Origin of the sequence: Fibrobacter sp. UWCM (assembly GCF_900129735.1) — a bacterium.
GTDB lineage: Bacteria > Fibrobacterota > Fibrobacteria > Fibrobacterales > Fibrobacteraceae > Fibrobacter.
This window is the reverse complement of record NZ_FQWR01000005.1, coordinates 52,855-68,994: the sequence shown is the minus strand read 5'-3', so window position 1 is coordinate 68,994 and position 16,140 is coordinate 52,855. Positions and strand designations below refer to the sequence as shown.

At 50.3% G+C, this 16,140-nt stretch carries 16 protein-coding genes; 5 read left to right on the top strand and 11 right to left on the bottom strand.

The annotated features are described in order from the left end of the window. Window positions 1–13 precede the first annotated feature (13 nt). The 4 genes from BUB22_RS04835 to BUB22_RS04820 all read right to left on the bottom strand — a co-directional run bounded on the left by BUB22_RS04835 (window position 14) and on the right by BUB22_RS04820 (window position 6,503). Complete coding sequence (locus BUB22_RS04835; protein ID WP_073114154.1) at window positions 14–2,887, bottom strand: type I restriction endonuclease subunit R; 2,874 nt, start codon at window positions 2,885–2,887, stop codon at window positions 14–16. Between the two features lie 86 nt (window positions 2,888–2,973). Further along, on the bottom strand, window positions 2,974–4,164 hold the full coding sequence (locus tag BUB22_RS04830) for a restriction endonuclease subunit S (protein ID WP_073114153.1): 1,191 nt from the start codon (window positions 4,162–4,164) through the stop codon (window positions 2,974–2,976). Further along, on the bottom strand, window positions 4,164–5,009 hold the full coding sequence (locus BUB22_RS04825) for an FRG domain-containing protein (protein WP_073114152.1): 846 nt from the start codon (window positions 5,007–5,009) through the stop codon (window positions 4,164–4,166). The genes BUB22_RS04830 and BUB22_RS04825 overlap by 1 nt, the downstream gene beginning before the upstream one ends. Then, on the bottom strand, window positions 5,010–6,503 hold the full coding sequence (locus tag BUB22_RS04820; RefSeq protein ID WP_073114151.1) for a type I restriction-modification system subunit M: 1,494 nt from the start codon (window positions 6,501–6,503) through the stop codon (window positions 5,010–5,012). A gap of 466 nt (window positions 6,504–6,969) precedes the next feature. On the opposite strand from BUB22_RS04820, the gene BUB22_RS04815 reads away from it, so the two are divergent. The 4 genes from BUB22_RS04815 (at window position 6,970) to BUB22_RS04805 (ending at window position 9,927) form a co-directional block, all read left to right on the top strand. Further along, the gene (locus tag BUB22_RS04815; protein ID WP_073114150.1) at window positions 6,970–8,256 is read left to right on the top strand and encodes a hypothetical protein; all 1,287 of its coding nucleotides are present in this window, start codon (window positions 6,970–6,972) and stop codon (window positions 8,254–8,256) included. 126 nt (window positions 8,257–8,382) lie between these two features. Next, window positions 8,383–8,541 carry a hypothetical protein gene (locus tag BUB22_RS16630; protein ID WP_175547238.1) on the top strand — a complete coding sequence of 53 codons (159 nt, stop codon included), beginning with the start codon at window positions 8,383–8,385 and terminating at the stop codon, window positions 8,539–8,541. A 104-nt stretch (window positions 8,542–8,645) separates the two neighbouring features. After that, complete coding sequence (locus tag BUB22_RS04810) at window positions 8,646–8,984, top strand: hypothetical protein (protein ID WP_073114149.1); 339 nt, start codon at window positions 8,646–8,648, stop codon at window positions 8,982–8,984. A gap of 28 nt (window positions 8,985–9,012) precedes the next feature. Continuing rightward, on the top strand, window positions 9,013–9,927 hold the full coding sequence (locus BUB22_RS04805) for a DMT family transporter (RefSeq protein ID WP_083535389.1): 915 nt from the start codon (window positions 9,013–9,015) through the stop codon (window positions 9,925–9,927). 18 nt (window positions 9,928–9,945) lie between these two features. Here the strand turns inward: BUB22_RS04805 and BUB22_RS04800 are convergent, their stop codons facing one another. From BUB22_RS04800 to BUB22_RS04780, 5 genes are read right to left on the bottom strand one after another with little or no spacing between them, the layout of a single operon-like run. Continuing rightward, complete coding sequence (locus BUB22_RS04800) at window positions 9,946–10,953, bottom strand: fibrobacter succinogenes major paralogous domain-containing protein (RefSeq protein ID WP_073114148.1); 1,008 nt, start codon at window positions 10,951–10,953, stop codon at window positions 9,946–9,948. Window positions 10,954–10,987: 34 nt separating this feature from the next. Beyond that, entirely contained in the window at window positions 10,988–11,227 is a 240-nt protein-coding gene (locus BUB22_RS04795) for a DUF1653 domain-containing protein (RefSeq protein WP_073114147.1), read from the bottom strand. Further along, window positions 11,220–12,092 carry a patatin-like phospholipase family protein gene (locus BUB22_RS04790; RefSeq protein WP_254794637.1) on the bottom strand — a complete coding sequence of 291 codons (873 nt, stop codon included), beginning with the start codon at window positions 12,090–12,092 and terminating at the stop codon, window positions 11,220–11,222. Before BUB22_RS04790 ends, BUB22_RS04795 begins: the two co-directional genes overlap by 8 nt. Next, window positions 12,089–12,628: an NUDIX hydrolase gene (locus tag BUB22_RS04785; RefSeq protein ID WP_072807967.1), complete on the bottom strand. Its 540-nt coding sequence runs from the start codon at window positions 12,626–12,628 to the stop codon at window positions 12,089–12,091. Before BUB22_RS04785 ends, BUB22_RS04790 begins: the two co-directional genes overlap by 4 nt. A gap of 20 nt (window positions 12,629–12,648) precedes the next feature. After that, on the bottom strand, window positions 12,649–13,077 hold the full coding sequence (locus BUB22_RS04780; RefSeq protein ID WP_139258714.1) for a hypothetical protein: 429 nt from the start codon (window positions 13,075–13,077) through the stop codon (window positions 12,649–12,651). Window positions 13,078–13,210: 133 nt separating this feature from the next. On the opposite strand from BUB22_RS04780, the gene BUB22_RS04775 reads away from it, so the two are divergent. After that, window positions 13,211–14,338: a serine hydrolase domain-containing protein gene (locus BUB22_RS04775; RefSeq protein WP_073114144.1), complete on the top strand. Its 1,128-nt coding sequence runs from the start codon at window positions 13,211–13,213 to the stop codon at window positions 14,336–14,338. Between the two features lie 322 nt (window positions 14,339–14,660). On the opposite strand, the gene BUB22_RS04770 is transcribed toward BUB22_RS04775, so the two are convergent. Then, window positions 14,661–15,134 (bottom strand): TraR/DksA family transcriptional regulator, encoded by a 474-nt coding sequence (locus tag BUB22_RS04770; RefSeq protein WP_072807652.1) that lies wholly within the window; start codon window positions 15,132–15,134, stop codon window positions 14,661–14,663. Between the two features lie 79 nt (window positions 15,135–15,213). Then, the gene (locus tag BUB22_RS04765; RefSeq protein WP_073114143.1) at window positions 15,214–16,131 is read right to left on the bottom strand and encodes an MlaD family protein; all 918 of its coding nucleotides are present in this window, start codon (window positions 16,129–16,131) and stop codon (window positions 15,214–15,216) included. Window positions 16,132–16,140 lie beyond the last annotated feature (9 nt).

Below are 16,140 nucleotides of genomic sequence, written 5' to 3'. Positions count from 1 at the left end.
AACAAACACTGTCCTACCCCTGCATTCCTGCGGGGTCAACAACTTCGTGGATATTCTCGAGATAACGCCTTAGCGGAATCATCTTGTCGTTGAACACTTCCAAGCGCTCGTCAAACGGGGCGTCGTTCACGACAGTTTCCGGCCTAATGTCACCGTTCTCGCAAACGTACGAAATAATGTCGTTCAGGAATTCTTCCTGGTCGGAATTGAGTTCGCTCCCCGAAAGGAACGCGTTGAACCTTTCCAGCGCCTGCTTGCGGTCAACACCAATAAACGAACGAATCAATATGGCCACATTCCCGTCACAGGGCCTGCCGTCGGCAAACTTCTCGAAGTCTTCCTTGCTACCCAATTCAGACCACATTATTCGCTGCAGTTCCAGCACGTCGTCATTCGTGAGCGGCTCCAGATTGTAGATTTTCTGGAGCACGGGATTGTAGTCCTTTTGGGCAAGGTAATCCATCACCTTCTGCCTGTAAGTCACGCGGGTCTCTACGCCGGCGCTCTCGCCGTCATCGGTAACGACATCGTCGATGTCAATCGTGAACGTCTTGCCGCCATCGCCCACCAGGAACTTCATGAGGTCGCGGAGTTCGGTGCGCACCTTCTCGAGCCACTGCAGGCTCCTGTTTTCCCACGAGGTCTGGTTTAGCACTTCCTTGATGGTCCCCATCTTGGCAACCACCTGCGGGATTGTAGCCTTGGAAAGCAGGCGTTCGGCAAGCCCGCATACACTTGCAACAGGCCTGCTCGCATTATATTCGCTATTCACGAATTCAAGTTCAATCGCTAGCACAAGTACGTCGAACTTCTTGGCATTTTCGTCCTGCGTGTTGTGCGGCAACAGCGGTGCAATATCAAACTTCAAGGTCTGCACATCGCTAGCAGTCAAGCACACCCACGCATCGTCACTCTTGAAATGGCAAACGGCGGCCCAGCGGTTCCGCACCGAAATATGGGCATCCGACAGCGTAGCGACCTGTGCTTTCAAGCCTGCCTTCAAATCGTCGTGAAGGCTTTTCGCAAATTCATCTTCCTGGTACGTCTGGTGCTGCAGGTAGAACGCCACCTCGGCACGCAATGCGAACAGGCGCTCCGTCAGCGACATGCTCTGCTGCACAATCTTGCCATCCGGATTCTGCTCGAAGTACTCGAAATTCCTGCACCAGTCAAAGATGTAGAAACATTCCTTGTCCTTGCCCACCCCGTAGATATCTTCAGAAAGGCGCGTGCCACGGCCTATCATCTGCATGAACTTGATTTTCGACTTGACCGGCTTGAAGAACACAAGGTTCAGTACATCGGGCACATCGATACCCGTATCCAGCATATCCACAGACACGGCAACCTGCGGGTTCCCGTCGCGAACTTCGAACTTGTCAATCAAATCCTGCGAATAGGTCACATAGTTATCTATCAGCGCGCAAAAATCGGAGCCGTATTCAGGATAAAGCTTGTGGAACCTCTCCACGATGAGTTCGGCATGCTTGTGGTTGTATGCGAAAATAATACTCTTGCCGATACGTTCGCCGCTCTGGACTTTCAGGCCATTCTTCATCAGGTCCTGCAGCACGTTATCCACCGTGCCTTCGTTGTAGATGTACTTGAAGATTTCCTCGCTGCCGATATCGCGCCCGCGGATATTCCCGCCCGCTTCCGGCGGCACAGCACCCGGGCCAAGTTCCTGCAGCGTCTCTTCGTAATCCCACACCTGCTCCAGCTGTTCCCTTTCCTCTTCCGAAAGGTCGCTGTACTTGATTCCGTCCTTCAGAATCATGGAGCCACGCTTGAACCCGTGATAATTCACCAGGAAGCCATCGGCCACGGCATCGTCGAGTTCGTAGGCGTAATTCGGGCAGCCGTTCTCCATCTCGAAAATATCGTAGGTGCTCTTGTCCACCTCGTCACGAGGGGTCGCCGTAAGCCCGAGCAGCAAACTATCGAAATAGTTGAAGATGGCGCCGAACTTTCCAAAAATACTGCGGTGCGCCTCGTCAATGATAATCAGGTCGAATCGCCCCACCGAGAAAGGCTTCTTCTCAGTATCGACGCAGTTGATCATAGTCTGGTAAGTACTGAACACGATTCGGGCATTGACCTCGACCACTTCGCCGTTTTTATCACGAATAATGTTTTCATCACTGGAATCGCTCAAAACGGCAACAGGGGTATTCGGCAACAACTTTGCAAAATTCTTCTTCGCCTGACCCACCAGCGACGTACGGTCGGCAAGGAAAAGCACGTTCTTGACCCAGCCATTCCGCATGAGCACATCTACCGTAGAAATCGCGACGCGGGTCTTGCCCGTACCAGTTGCCATCACCAAGAGACCGCGGCGGTGCTTGCCGTTGAACCATTCGCACACGGACTTGATGGCCATCTTCTGGTAATAGCGGTCGGTAATGTAGCCCTTCACGCTAAAGTCGCTGATATCCTTGCGGCCCCGCTTCTGAATCAAGAGTTCCAGGTCGCCCTCGGTATGGAACGCGTAGAGCCGCCTCGGCGGGTAGCCAAGACCGTCGATGATGTTCGTCTCGTAACCGTTGGTGTAATAGATTACGGGGCGGCGGCCATACTGCTTTTCAAGGCAGTCGGCATAGAGTTCCGCCTGGTGCTTGCCCTTTATTGGCGAAACCGTCGTCTTTTTCGCCTCGATTACAGCCAGCGGGAGCCCGTCCGCACCGAACAGCACGTAATCGGCAAAACCGACACCCTCCCCGTTCGGCATCCCTTCCACTTCGACCTCGATACACGCCTTCGAAGGCTTCACGACCCCCTTGACCGTAAGCACAGTCCACCCCGCCTCGCGGAGCATGCGGTCAATCAGGACCCTGCGGGTTTCTGCCTCGGACTCGGGCGTTCCATCGATGTCGTCTAGGTTTGCCATCGAGTATAATATATGTTTTTACAACTGCGACAGGAATCTTTTGTGCAAAAATGGGCAAAAAAAATATAGCAACCGACAGGTGCCTATCACCCAAAATACTTGTCCATGGTATAGTCGAGGAGCTTTTGCGTGTCGACGATGGAAGCGCGGATGGTTTCTTTTTGCTTTTCGATGGACTGGATTTTTTCGGCAAAGGATTGCTGGAGAGCGAGGGGCGGGAGCGGAATGTCTATGCTTTTTAATTCCTTTGAATTTATATTAGCCTGATTAACAGCGCCCTTCGCCATACCTTTCAGTTTTTTCTTCATTGCAGGCATATTCATAAATTTTGACACATACACAGGCAGCACAGAATCAACCAAACGAACGCGAATAATGTAGCCAGCAATAATCATTGGCTCCATATTGTGGATATAAGTCGTTTTACCAATCAAGTCCATTGAATTGGTTCTGTTAAACAACACATCTCCTTCTCTAACCGAATATTTTTCGAATTCGGCATCATCCATATCAATGTATTTCAAATCTGTTAAATCAAGAAATCCCTCATAGGTGATATTATTCATTCGAAGGTACTTGTATTTTCCCACCGTTGACGACGGAGAACTAGTCCCATAAGAAACGCTTGTACTCACATCCCCCAATTTTTTTACTTCCCAGCGTTTGGGGTTTTCGATGGGGTCGCCAAACATGTCGTAAAAGATGGTCTGAGCGAGGTTATCCAGTTCCTTGAGCTGCGCGTTCTGCTTGTCGATGATACCCGTCAGCAAATCCAGCTCCGCAACAATACGAGATTGTTCATCAAGCGGCGGGACAGGAACAACAATTTTCCTTAAATCAGAAATTGCCATACTAGATTGATTTACAGCATCTTTTCTTATTCTAGCTACAGCATCTTTAAATTTCATTGATTTTGAATAATATGCAAACAGCGAAGAACTTATAACTTCTGGATTTGCCCGTAACCGTAAAAGGTTCATTCCATGAATGATTTTTTCATCGCCTTGTTTTTCATACTTAACCGTTCTTCCAATATAAGCTTTACTATTGATATGAGACAGCAACAAATCACCAGATTCAAGAATATAATCCTGATACTTAGTCAAATCAACAATATTTGCATACCCCATACGGTCTCTATTAAAAATACCACCAGAGAGAGTTTCTATGCGAGTTATAGGATAGCCGTTAGCGCCAGCGATCTGTTTAATATTCGCCCCATTTTTTATCGAGGGGAAGCACTCTCCTATTGAAAGATATTTCCAATTACGCTTCATTATATATTCTCAAGGGCCCTTTGCAAAGCCATTTTAGCAATAGTTTCTTCCTGCGGGTAAATCGATTCCTTTGTTATACCCTTTTCTTCTAATCTCTTTTTTATATAAGGCGCTAAAGATTTGTGAATATCCACACACGAGATATTCTCTTCCAAAGGATTAATCCCGTCACTATAGAAAAGGAATCGTCCATCTTGAGCAACAAGATTTAAATTAGCAAAACTACATTTCTTCTGAGAACTAATATCTATTTGTTCCGATTGAAATACAACACTCCTAGCATTTTGATGCATTTCAGAAAAAGAAAATATTTCGCGGGCATCAGTCTCAGAAAGATCCCTTAGTTTCCTTGTCACAGGAGATTGTAACTTATAATATAACGAACAATAATTATCTATTCCGTCCTCTCCAACATCTGAAAAAGTCACTCCTTCTTGCATAAAAAACAACGCTTTTTCAATACTCGTCGTAAAATCTATCAACGGCGATATTCCGGAATAATGCTGTAAAAAACTCAAATACAGCATATCATGGTCTATTACATCCAACAAACTAAAATATTTTTTTAGTATTCCATTATCTACCTGTTTCGCCTGTTCTAACGTTTCCGCAATCACATCCTCAACAGTTCTTCCCGACAAAGCCAAGTCATGCGTAATATATAACCGTTGTGCAGAAGTATATATCTTATATTTAGCCTCTTTTACTCCTCGAAACAAAACATCTTCTTTAGGAAATGCATCAAACCAATCGCAAAAACTAGCGACCGTATCAATCCTTAAATAACCGGAAGATTTAAATATTTCTCCCTTTTCTTCTAAAGATTTATAATCAACCAACTTCATCTATAAATATTTTTCCTTAAATTCATCCATCGCCGCGTTGATTTCGTCCTGGAGTTTCGTAATGCGCTTGAACACTGTCTTGGGATTTTCGTATTCGACCTTGACTTTTTCCACTTCCTTGTACTTGTTGATGCTGAGGTCGTAATCGTTCGCGACGATTTCTTCTACCGGCACAAAGAACGACTGTTCCTTGCGAGTGCGATTTTCTTCGGCAGCGAGGTTCTTCCAGCGCGCGACAATGTCGGGAATGTCGTTTTCCTTGCACTCGGTGCGCTTCTGGTCCAGCGTGTAGCCGTCAGCCTTCATGTCGTAGAACCAGACCTTGTCCGTGCCGCCCGCGTTTGTCTTGGTAAACACGAGAATCGCCGTCGAAACGCCACTGTACGGCTGGAACACGCCGCTCGGCATGCTGATAACCGCCTGCAAACGCTGATTCTCGATAAGCTCCTTGCGGATAGCCTTGTGTCCCGTACTGTTTCCAAAGAGCACGCCATCGGGCACAATGGAGGCACAGCGGCCACCCGGCCTGAGCATGCGCACGAACAGCGCGAGGAACAAGAGTTCCGTCTTCTTGGTCTTGGTAATGGCAAGCACGCTCTTGCTTACCACCTCGTAGTCGAGGCTGCCCGCAAACGGCGGGTTCGCAAGGCAAAGCGTATAAAGGTTCTCGTCGGTGTTCTCGGAACTCAGGCTGTCGCGGTAGGCAATTTCGGGGTTATCGACGCCGTGCAGCATCAGGTTCATCGCCCCAATGCGCAACATTGTCTGGTCGGTATCGAACCCGTGAAACATCTCGCCGCGGTAATGGTCCGAATTTTCCTTCTTCAGGAGTTCCTTCTTGTGGTGCTCCTGCACAAACTTCGCTGCCTCCACGATAAACCCCGCCGAACCCATCGCCGGATCGCAAACGGCATCCTTCAGGGTGGGCTGCATCATATCTACCATCATGCGGATAATGTGGCGCGGGGTACGGAACTGCCCGTTGGTGCCGCTGGCCGCCATCTTGCCCAAGATGTATTCATAGACATCGCCCATGGTGTCGCGGTTGTTCATGTCGAGCCCGTCGATACCTTCCACGATTTTCGTGAGCGTGCGCGCACTCTGAATCATGAACGTCGCATTGTTCATAAAGCGGCTGTAGGCGCTTTCCTTGCCATCGTTCAGAGTCTTGATGAACGTGAACACATCGCGGGAAACCGTCGCATACATCGCCTCGGATTCCATGTTCTTGAACACGCTCCAGCGCAGGCTGCTGTAAGGGACGTCGCGGTCGAAATCGGGGTTGTGCCACTTGCCCGCCTTAAAGACCGGATCCTTGACCTTCACGCCCATGGCGTTCGCCGCCGCTTCTTTCTTTTTCTGGGCGTCGTCCAGCATCTTCATAAAGAAGAGGTAGGTCATCTGCTCCAAGATGGTGATGGAGTTGGTGATGCCGCCCGTCCAGAAAGTGTCCCAGATAGAATCGATGCGGTTCTTGATTTCGCCAGTAATCATGTGAAGTCCCTAGAATGCGTTATGAGGGGAATATAATAAAAAAATTGAGGCCCCCATTTGTCATTCGGTGGCCTCCATAGGAGAGAGTGTAGTCATTTTTGCTTGCAAGTACCGGTTTGTCTAATTGGCCATGGCCATTTTTAGTCTTCTTGCATTGAGTCTATAGTGAGACTAGTCATCGCCTTCGAACCAGTCTTCAATATCGTCTCGGTCGCATCCGTCAAAGAACCCGTCGGCCTCTTCGCGAAACTGATTTTCGTCATTTTCTGACATTTATTCATCCTCGGAGCGGTATGCCGTTCCATAAAGCCACCCGCTGTTCTATTAGGCCGTTCACTCTGGGGTGGTTTGGGAGTGAGCTGCTTTCTTGAATACCAATATACATTATCATCTCCCATAATGCAATAGGTCACGACAAGGAGGTAATTGTATAACAAGTTGAAAAAAAATGTATATATTTCATACTATGAAAGGAAATAAAATAAATAAATCGCCCGAAGACATCCTTAAGGATCCTCGGTATAAACCATTTGTTGGAAATAATTACCAAAATGGTGTCAAATCTAAAAAAGGAGAACTGAAAATTCTCTTTCTTGGAGATCGCAACAATTGTTGGGACGAATACAATGGTAATGGTCAGAAAAAAAGCTACTGTGAATATTTGATGACTGGAACCGATAAAAAATGCAAAGATATTCAAAAGAAGATTGTCTCAAAAATCAAACAAGAACTGAAAGAACAATCGAACCTAGTGGTTCGTATTAGCATAAAGAACATCGCCTTTTACAATCTTCGAATAGCGAATGACAATAACACCCTTATTACAAAGGAACTTAATTTTGAACTTTATTGTGATGTCCTCTTAAAAAGAATCGAAAAACTTAAACCTAATATGGTCTTTGGCGAGCAAAATCTTGTTACTCAATTAAAATCAAGAGCCGTTTCTAAATGGAAAGAAATAGAGTCAGTTCTTAAACCTAAATATCAAAAAGATCCCATTATTCCTGTTCCATTCAATGACAACAGATTAGAGCGAATAAATTCTAATGGGCATGGAATAGACAAATTGGATTTTATTCATTTTATTATAGATAACGATATTGATTTCTTACGGCGACATTGTATATCTCCGTCCTTAAAAAAACAGAGTAAAAACATGCTGAAAGATTATCGGGAGTTGGACAAAAAGTCATCCTTAACAGATTCTGATTTCAATTTTTTAAATAATACCAACTCAATAGAAGTGCCACGAGAAGAATTTATTAAAGCATGCTACTGCATTCATGACATCCGAAACATGCTAAAAGAATTTCACACTGAATTAGAATATATGCAAAAAAATTCTGGCAAAAAAATATCGTCAGAATATGAAATGAAAAATAAAGTTAAGCAACTAATAAAAACGCTAACTTTTTTAGAAAAAACAGACCAATATATTTATATAGGCTTAGTACCTCAATTTATGGAGTATATTGACAAAAAAATTCCATTTGATACTGAAGAAGAATGGGATAAAGAAAAAAATAATTTGGCTATAGATTTTCTTGATAAAAATGAGAACCAAAAAAATGGAAGTGGCGCAGTCACTCTTCTCAAAAACATTGGAGAAAGGCTTGAGAAAGAAGGAGATCTCGTTTCATTGGAAAGAATGCGTAGAATTTTCATTAGGCCAAAAATCCAGAAAATTTATAAGTCTGAAGAAATAGATAAACTAAAGCTACAAATACAAAGTTATAATCCCCAACTAAAATGACAATAATTTTTCAAATTGTTATACAATTTCGATAATCTTGCAACCACTTGCTTTTTCGATGATTAATACTTAAATTAATCCTTACCTCCAAGCAATTCCGCTTGGAGACAAACAAGGAAAAACATCATGAAGAAGATGTCTCTCCAGTCTATCGCAAGGTCCTACGACAGGGCAGTCTCTAGTCCGAACCCGGGCGCCTTTACGCGCCACATGTGCACGGTATTCCGGGATTCGCCGAGCCGCTGGTCGTATGCCGTTGACCATTTCAGCAAGAAGCTCAAATAAGTAGCTTCTCTAAAAGACTACTGGCCATGTATCCAATAAGCCCCGGGAATGACTAAAACCGGGGCACTTTTTATATCTCATCACTAACACGAACGAGGAAAAATATGATCCTAAAACTAGATGACAGCGAAAGGCGGACGTTCTCAGCACTTGCGGGTGTCGGATTCAACGCGACCTTGCGCGATTTTGCCACAGAATTGGAACATCTTGCGAAAAACGGTCCCGGCTGCCTTGATGAACTCCTGGACAATTACTCCATTTACATTGACGTTGCGGCACGAATCCTGTGCAATTACAACCATTTCTTGCAGCACGTAAACGCCCTGTGCGAAAAATACGACCAAGAAACGGAACTGACATGTTTCTATAGGGAGAAACTGGATGAAATCGCCCTAATCTGTGATAGCATCAAGGAGGAACGGGCCTTTTCTGACGATCCGTAAAAGCCCCTTTTTTCTATCTTTGGCTTCGATGACACCCGCGCGCAACAACATGGCCCTCTGGCATATCCTCGCCATCGCGACGATTGCGTTCTGGGGCACGAGTTTCGTGAGCACGAAGGTGCTGCTGAATCACGGCTTTACCGCGGTGCAGATTTTTACGTTGCGGTTCGCGGTCACCTACCTTATCTTGCTCGCGGCATCCCACAAGCAATTCCGCTGCGAGAACTGGAAACACGAATTCATCCTGTTCATCTGCGGTATCACGGGCTGTACGCTCTACTTCTGGGCCGAGAACACGGCGCTCTCGCTTTCGCCCAGCAGCAACGTCTCGCTTATCGTGTGCACGAACCCGCTGCTCACCATGATTTTCGGGGGCATCCTGTACAAGGCGGAGCGCCTCGGCAAGCGGCAGGTTCTCGGGTGCCTGATCACGTTTGTCGGGATGGTGCTCGTGGTGCTGAACGGGAAATTCATCCTGAAGCTTTCGCCCGTAGGCGACATGCTCGCGTTCACCTCGTCCGTCATGTGGGCCATCTATTCGCTTGTTGTGCGCCAGTTCAACGGCGTGTATTCTACTTTGTTCATAACCCGCAAGATGTTCTTTTACGGGGCACTCATGTCGCTGCCCGCGCTATTCTTCGAGGCGGGTGGCAATATCCACAAAACGCTCGATATCCCGTGGCAGAACTTCGCAGAGCCGGTCGTATTGTTCAACTTCGTCTGCCTCACGGTTTTCTCGTCGCTGCTCGGCTACCTCGCATGGAACAAGGTGCTGAAGCAGCTCGGCACGGTGCTCGCAAGCAACTACATCTACGCCATACCGCTCGTCACCATCATCACGGCGGTCATCGCCCTCGGGGAACGCATCACGCCTGTCGCCATCGCGGGTGCGGTAGCGATTGTCGCGGGCATGGTCATGGCCGAGATGAAACGCGGTTCCTAGTCCGCGGTTCCTGATTTACTAGTCCTTGACGCAACGCACGGCGTAGGCGAAGTACCCGCGCTGCATGGATTCCTTCTCCATGTCGTACTGGTTCGAGAGTATCCAGGCGTAGTGATTCATGTTGTCTTCGCCCCAGAAATAGGCCTTGGTGCCCTCGCCGTCGCATTCGCCCGTCTTGGCGCGGTAACCTGCCGGGAGAGCGGAGAACCCGCTTGCGTTCGTGGCTGTTACGTTGTCTCCAAAAATCGTATTTTCCCATTCACCCACGGCGCGCAGGGAGCCGTTGTCGTCGCCGAATTCGCTCTTCGCCGTAGTGGTCAGGTCGCGCCAGTCATTTGCAGTGGGGAGGCGCCAACCCTCGGGGCACACGGCCGTCGCGGCGTATTCCTGGTAGAGGCGGCCGTACTTTTCGCAGTTCGCGGGAATACCGTCGTAGCAGAAGCTGGAATCGATGGAACCCGTGGCGGTAGCACTGTTGTCATAGTTCAGGTTCTCGGCCATCCACGTGAGGTTGCCGATAACGACAGTCTTGTAGCTCTTGCCGTCGCGGGAATCAGTGAGCGTGCCGTATTCCACGTTCGAGACGGCTGCGCTAGATGAACTGGACACACTTGTCTCGCTATCGCTTGACTGCGGTGTGACGCCAGATGGTTCGTCGCTTTCGCAGGGCGCCATGTCTGTCTCAATAAGCGCATCGCCTACGCACTTGTAGAGAATCTGCAAGTCGTAATCGTAAATCGTCATGGTGTTCGGGCACGTAATATTCTTGCGTTCCATGTTGCGCACGGTAATGCTTGCCATGCCGTCCTTGAAGCATTCTTTCGCAGCAGAACTTGCAGGCGCCGCGGCACTGCTGCTGGACACGCTTGTCTCGCTATCGCTCGACTGCGGTGTGACATCGGAAGGGCCCTGGGACTCGCTGGAGCCCGGTTCGGACGAAGGCCCGCTGGAACTGTCGTCACAGGCGACAAACGCAAGCCCGAATGCAAGTGCCGCAGTGGCTGTATAAAGTTTCTTGAGATTCATTTGTTTCTCCTTTCCTTAAATATAGATTGCCCCGCTAAATTTCCGTAAAGCGGTCCATCTCAACGCCATCGGGGAGCATCACGCGGCTCTCGAAATCCTTGCGGGAGCGCACCCAGAGCGTTCCCTTCGGGTGGTCGGGAGTCTCGTACTCGCTGCGATAAAGGACAAGCGGTTCGACCGTTTCGCAGTCAAGGGCATCGGCGGTAACGACCGTATAGATCATCGTATCTTTCTTGTAATGGCGGTACTTGTGACCGGCAATTGCTTTAGACATTGTTAAGAAACTCCATCAGCCTCGGCATGAGGGCGGTCATGTCCTTCACGCCCAAATCGTAGAGGCGCGCGAGCTTGGACTTGTCCTTTTCGAGGCGCGAGATATCGAAACTTTCGCTCGGGCGGATACGGAACGCAGTCCCGCGATTGCACCATTCATCGAGCGTTTTCAGGCACTCGTTATAGCGTATGTGGCGCGTCCTTACCGCCTCGATAAACTTCGGGTACTTGCGGTAGATGATTTTGAACAAAGGAACAAGCGAGTTCGGTTTCTTCACGTAGCCCTCGGGCTGCGTCACGATGACGATCAGCTTTTCAAATCCCTTCTTCGCCATGATTTCGAACGGGATGCTATCGGCGACACCGCCATCCAAGAGCTTCATGCCATCGACATTTACGATGTGGCTCATCAGCGGGAGCGATGCCGACGCACGGATCCTGTCCATGCCTTCGGGCGTGTCGAGGTCGCGGGTCAGCAGGTAAGCCGCCTCGCCCGTTTCCAGGTTCGATGCCGCCGCATAGAACTCGGACTCGGTCGCATTCTCGCGGAACTTCTCGAAATCGAACGGGTCAATAACGTAGGGAATCTGCCTGTAGCAGTAATCGACCTCAAAGAATTCGCCAGTGCGGATGAGGTTCCCCCAGCCCATGTAGCGCTTGCTCGCCGAATGGACGACATCGATGCGCCTGTTTCTTTCGCGCTGTTCCGAAAGGTAGCTGCAAAGGTGCGTGGCACCCGCGGACGTCCCAGCATAGCCACCGAACTTGAGCCCGTTATCGTGCATCACGTCGAGCACGCCCGAAAGGTAGGCGCCACGCATTCCGCCGCCTTCAAGCACGAGGGCCGCATTCCTGTACATCGTCATTTTGCATTCTCCATGAGCCACTGGTAATCCTTCGGGTGATCCACGAACTTTTCGGGGTGCAGCTTGCGCTTCGCGAAAAATTCATCGCGCGTCATCCAGACAAAATCGTCGACTTCACCGGGTTGCGGCACGAGGGATGCAGCCTCCTCGTCGGTGAGGGTAGTCCTGTAAACGTCGTAGTATTCGTTGTCCAGGTAGCTGCCGCCGTTGAGCACACTTTCGTGTGTCGCCTCGAATAAATATTCGAGGTCGCGCGAACTTTTTCGCACGCCCAGTTCCTCGCGCAGTTCGCGCACGGCGGCGTTCACGCTGGTATCACCCGCAGAGATATGCCCCGCGCAGCTCGTGTCCAGAAGTCCGGGGTTATTTTCCTTCACGCGGGCCCGCAACTGGAAAAGAATTTTCCCTTCGCGGTTGAACGCCCAGATATGTACCGTGCGGTGCCACAGGCCTTCCGCATGCACGCGCGTGCGCCCGCAGGAATAACCCGCGGGGGTGCCGTCGGCGTTCAGGATGTCAATTTGCTCTTCTTGCATAAAAGACAAGATAATAAAAACTATCTGGCAGCAGAATCCTCGCGACCATCGATATCGGGGTCTATTTCCACGATTACGTGTATCGCTTCCCCTTCCCATTCTTCGGGGCATGCGTTGTCTTCACGCTTGGATACGGACATCATCTTGGCTAAAGTCGACTTTTCTTCCCAATAGCCGTAAAACAAGGTGCCGTAAATATCATCCTCTCTCTTGAGGTCGAAGGTATGCTGGCAGGGGGTTCCCTTGCTATGGACATAGACACACCTATCGGTATTACGGCAAACGATACTGTTATCCACATAAAAATCGTATACCCCGCCATCTTCCGCTACGATGATGATGTCCTGGGTGTCTTTCTTAACGTTCAGCAATATGGCGCAACCGGTGAGGTTAAGCACGGCCGCCAAAAGGACAAACAGAACAAAATATTTCGCAATAGACTTTTTCATAATAAACTCGCATCGCTTTTTCTTGTAAAATAAGTTCTTAACGAGCAAAACGAGCGCCGCCAATCGGCCCAAAAAGCAGCCTGTCGGACAAAACAGTATCAGGGCCATCCACGGGTTTGCTATAATTCCAGCCATGGCATTCAACGAAAGCAATATCGAAAGGCTCCTTTCGCAGGGGGAATCCGCCGGGGTGTTCCACAAGGCGGTCGCGGGATTCATTCTGCCCGACGGCACCACGCGCACGGTCGCGCTCAATACGCCCGCAGATACGGTTTTCGACATCGCTAGCCTCACGAAGGTCTGCCCCACGTCGACACTCGCCCTCTGCTACATTCTGGAGGGCAAGTTGCACCTTGACGACCGGGCAATAGACTACATCCCCGAATTGCAGACAAACTACCGCGAGGATATCTGCGTATTCCACCTGCTGACGCACAGCCTGGATTACCGCGTGCCGATGAAGACCTTGCGCACGCTCCCGCCCGAAGGTATCCTGAACGCCCTATTTACATACAAGTTCGCAAAGGCGCCCGGAGCGGATTTCAACTACGGGAACCCGGCCAGCGTGCTGCTCGGGATTATACTGCAGCGTCTTACGGGCAAGGACCTGCAACAGCAGGGCTGCGAGCGGTTCTTCGAGCCGCTCGGCATGACGCGCAGCGGCTGGGACCCGCTGACCCGCGAGTGGAATGCGATTCCTCGCGAAGAAATTGCCCCGACGGAAATATGCGAGTTCCGCGGGCGCGAGATTTGCGGGGAGATTCACGACGAAAGCGCGTGGGTATTGCGCAAGCTTTTCCCGGTAGGGAGCGCCGGCATGTTCAGCTGCGTGCCCGACCTGCTCAAGTTCGTGCATATGGTCATGAACGACGGGATTGCAGCCAGCGCGAACGGGAGCGAGATCCGCGTCGCACCCGCGGGCATATTGAAGATGGTAAGCGAGAACGCGTTTACTCGGGAAGGTGCCGCACAGTTTTTGCCGGCGGGCAATTCTACTGCGGGAGATTCGCCGGCAGGTGCTGCGAACGGCGCCTGCACAGCCCTCGGCTGGGAACTTGCCCAGGGCAAGTTCATGGGGTCGCGCGTGTCGCCCCATGCGTTCGGGAAGACCGGGTTCACCGGGGCGAGCATCGTCGCCGACCCCATCGCCGGCGCCGCAGTCGTGCTTCTCAGTGACTTCACGTACCCGCACCGCGAGGCAAGCGCCGACCGCATCCACGCCTTCCGCGCATCGCTTGCCGACGCGTTTTTTGGATTTTAGCAGACCTGTGGCAATCAAAAGTGCGATTTGGTCTGCCGTTTTACGGATAAATTAAACAAATTCGGGCTGCAAAAGAGGCAAATTCTCCTATTTCGCCCCCGTCTGGCCCTATTTTGCCTCCCCGAACACCTTTTTCGAGGCCTTTCTTTACACACAAACTATAAAAAAGCAGACTAAACGTGCGCCTTCCACCCATTTGGTCTGCTTTTTTCCAAAAATCCGCTATAAACATAGATCCCCGGCCGGAGCCGGGGATGACAGTGGACGCCCTTGCCCCTGCGGGCTTCGGCGTGACGATGAAAAAATGCGGGCCGCATTCGCATTAGCGGCCGGCGGCTCTCTTTTGCATCTCCTTGCGCTGCGCTTCGGCGAAGAGTCGGGCCATTTCCATACGGTTGTTTTCCTGTTCCTTCTTCTTCGTCTCTTCCTTGCAGTTCACGCACTTGGTGGCAGTCGGCACGGCCATGAGGCGGGCCTTCGGGATAAGCTTCTTGCAGACCTTGCACACGCCGAACGTACCGTCGTGAATGCGCTTCAACGCCTCTTCCAAGTACACGAGGTACTTGCCTTCGCGGGCCGCGAGCGAGAACGTGGTCTCGAGCGTGTTGTAGTCCGTCGCGGAGTCGGCGCTGTCGGAATCGCTACCGTCGCCCGCCTGGTTCTTCTGGCCCTGGAACGAACTTGCCCTTTCAGAATCGCTCTGAGCCGTCACCAGCTGGCGACGTTTCTCGATGAGCATCTCCTCGAAGAACTTCAGGTCGGCATCACTCATTTTAGCGGGTTTCTTTTCACTCATGGCACGCTCCTTTCATAGGGTCCGTTAAACACATTATATGCGGAAAATATCTTTTTTTTTACAAAGTGGAACAATTTTTTTAAAAAATATCCACATTTAACTTCAAACCGCTCTTTTTTATATCGGAAGTCAGCTTGTCAATGTCAACCGAAATCTTGTCTAATTCCTTAACCAACTTTCCCTTGCCCGTATTGACCAGGCCGGCCGTATTGTCGGTCTTGTCCAGTTTCGCCGCCACCGCGTCAAGTTCTTCCTTGGCGGCCTTCACCTGGGCCAGCACGCTATCTACGTGGGCAAGCATGGCAGAACCCTTCTCGACAGATACCGCCCCCTTGGAGGCAGCATCGTCAATCACGCCACGGACCTTCTGGAGCGTAGACTCGGCCTTGTCGAGCACGGCCTGCGCGTCGTTACGCGTCTCCGTAACCAGGTTCTCTCCCGCGCGCACCAGGTTCTTGCCCTTCTTCACGATTCGTTCCATCTTCTTGCCCGACGTACCGATCGTAAGGGAATCCTTCAGGGCGACCACCATCTGCCTCATCGTGTCGAGGTCGGCAATCGCATTCAAGAACACCATCCCGACACCGGCAATACCGTCGTCGTAGGCGCCCAGCACGGTATCGCCGTCTGCAATCCAGTCATTGTCATCCGCAGTCAAGATGTTCATTTCGCGTTCGCCCATAAGGCCCGCGTTGATGAGCCTGAACTCGGAATGCCTGGAAATCTTCGCATCGGCAAGCACTTCCACCTTCACGAACACGGCATCGTCGGTCAGTTCCACCTTCAGGATCTGGCCCTTCGCGATACCGCGAACCACCACGCGGTTACCCGGCGAGAGCGTACCGACTTCCTGGTAGCTCACCACAAAGCTGTAGCGCGCGTGGTACGGGCTCGAGGGGTGGTAGAAGTACCATCCAAAAACACACGCCGACACCAATATCATGAACACGATAAAGGGGAACAGGTTTGCCTTGATTGTCTTCAGGAGCTGGTTCATCGGCGGGAA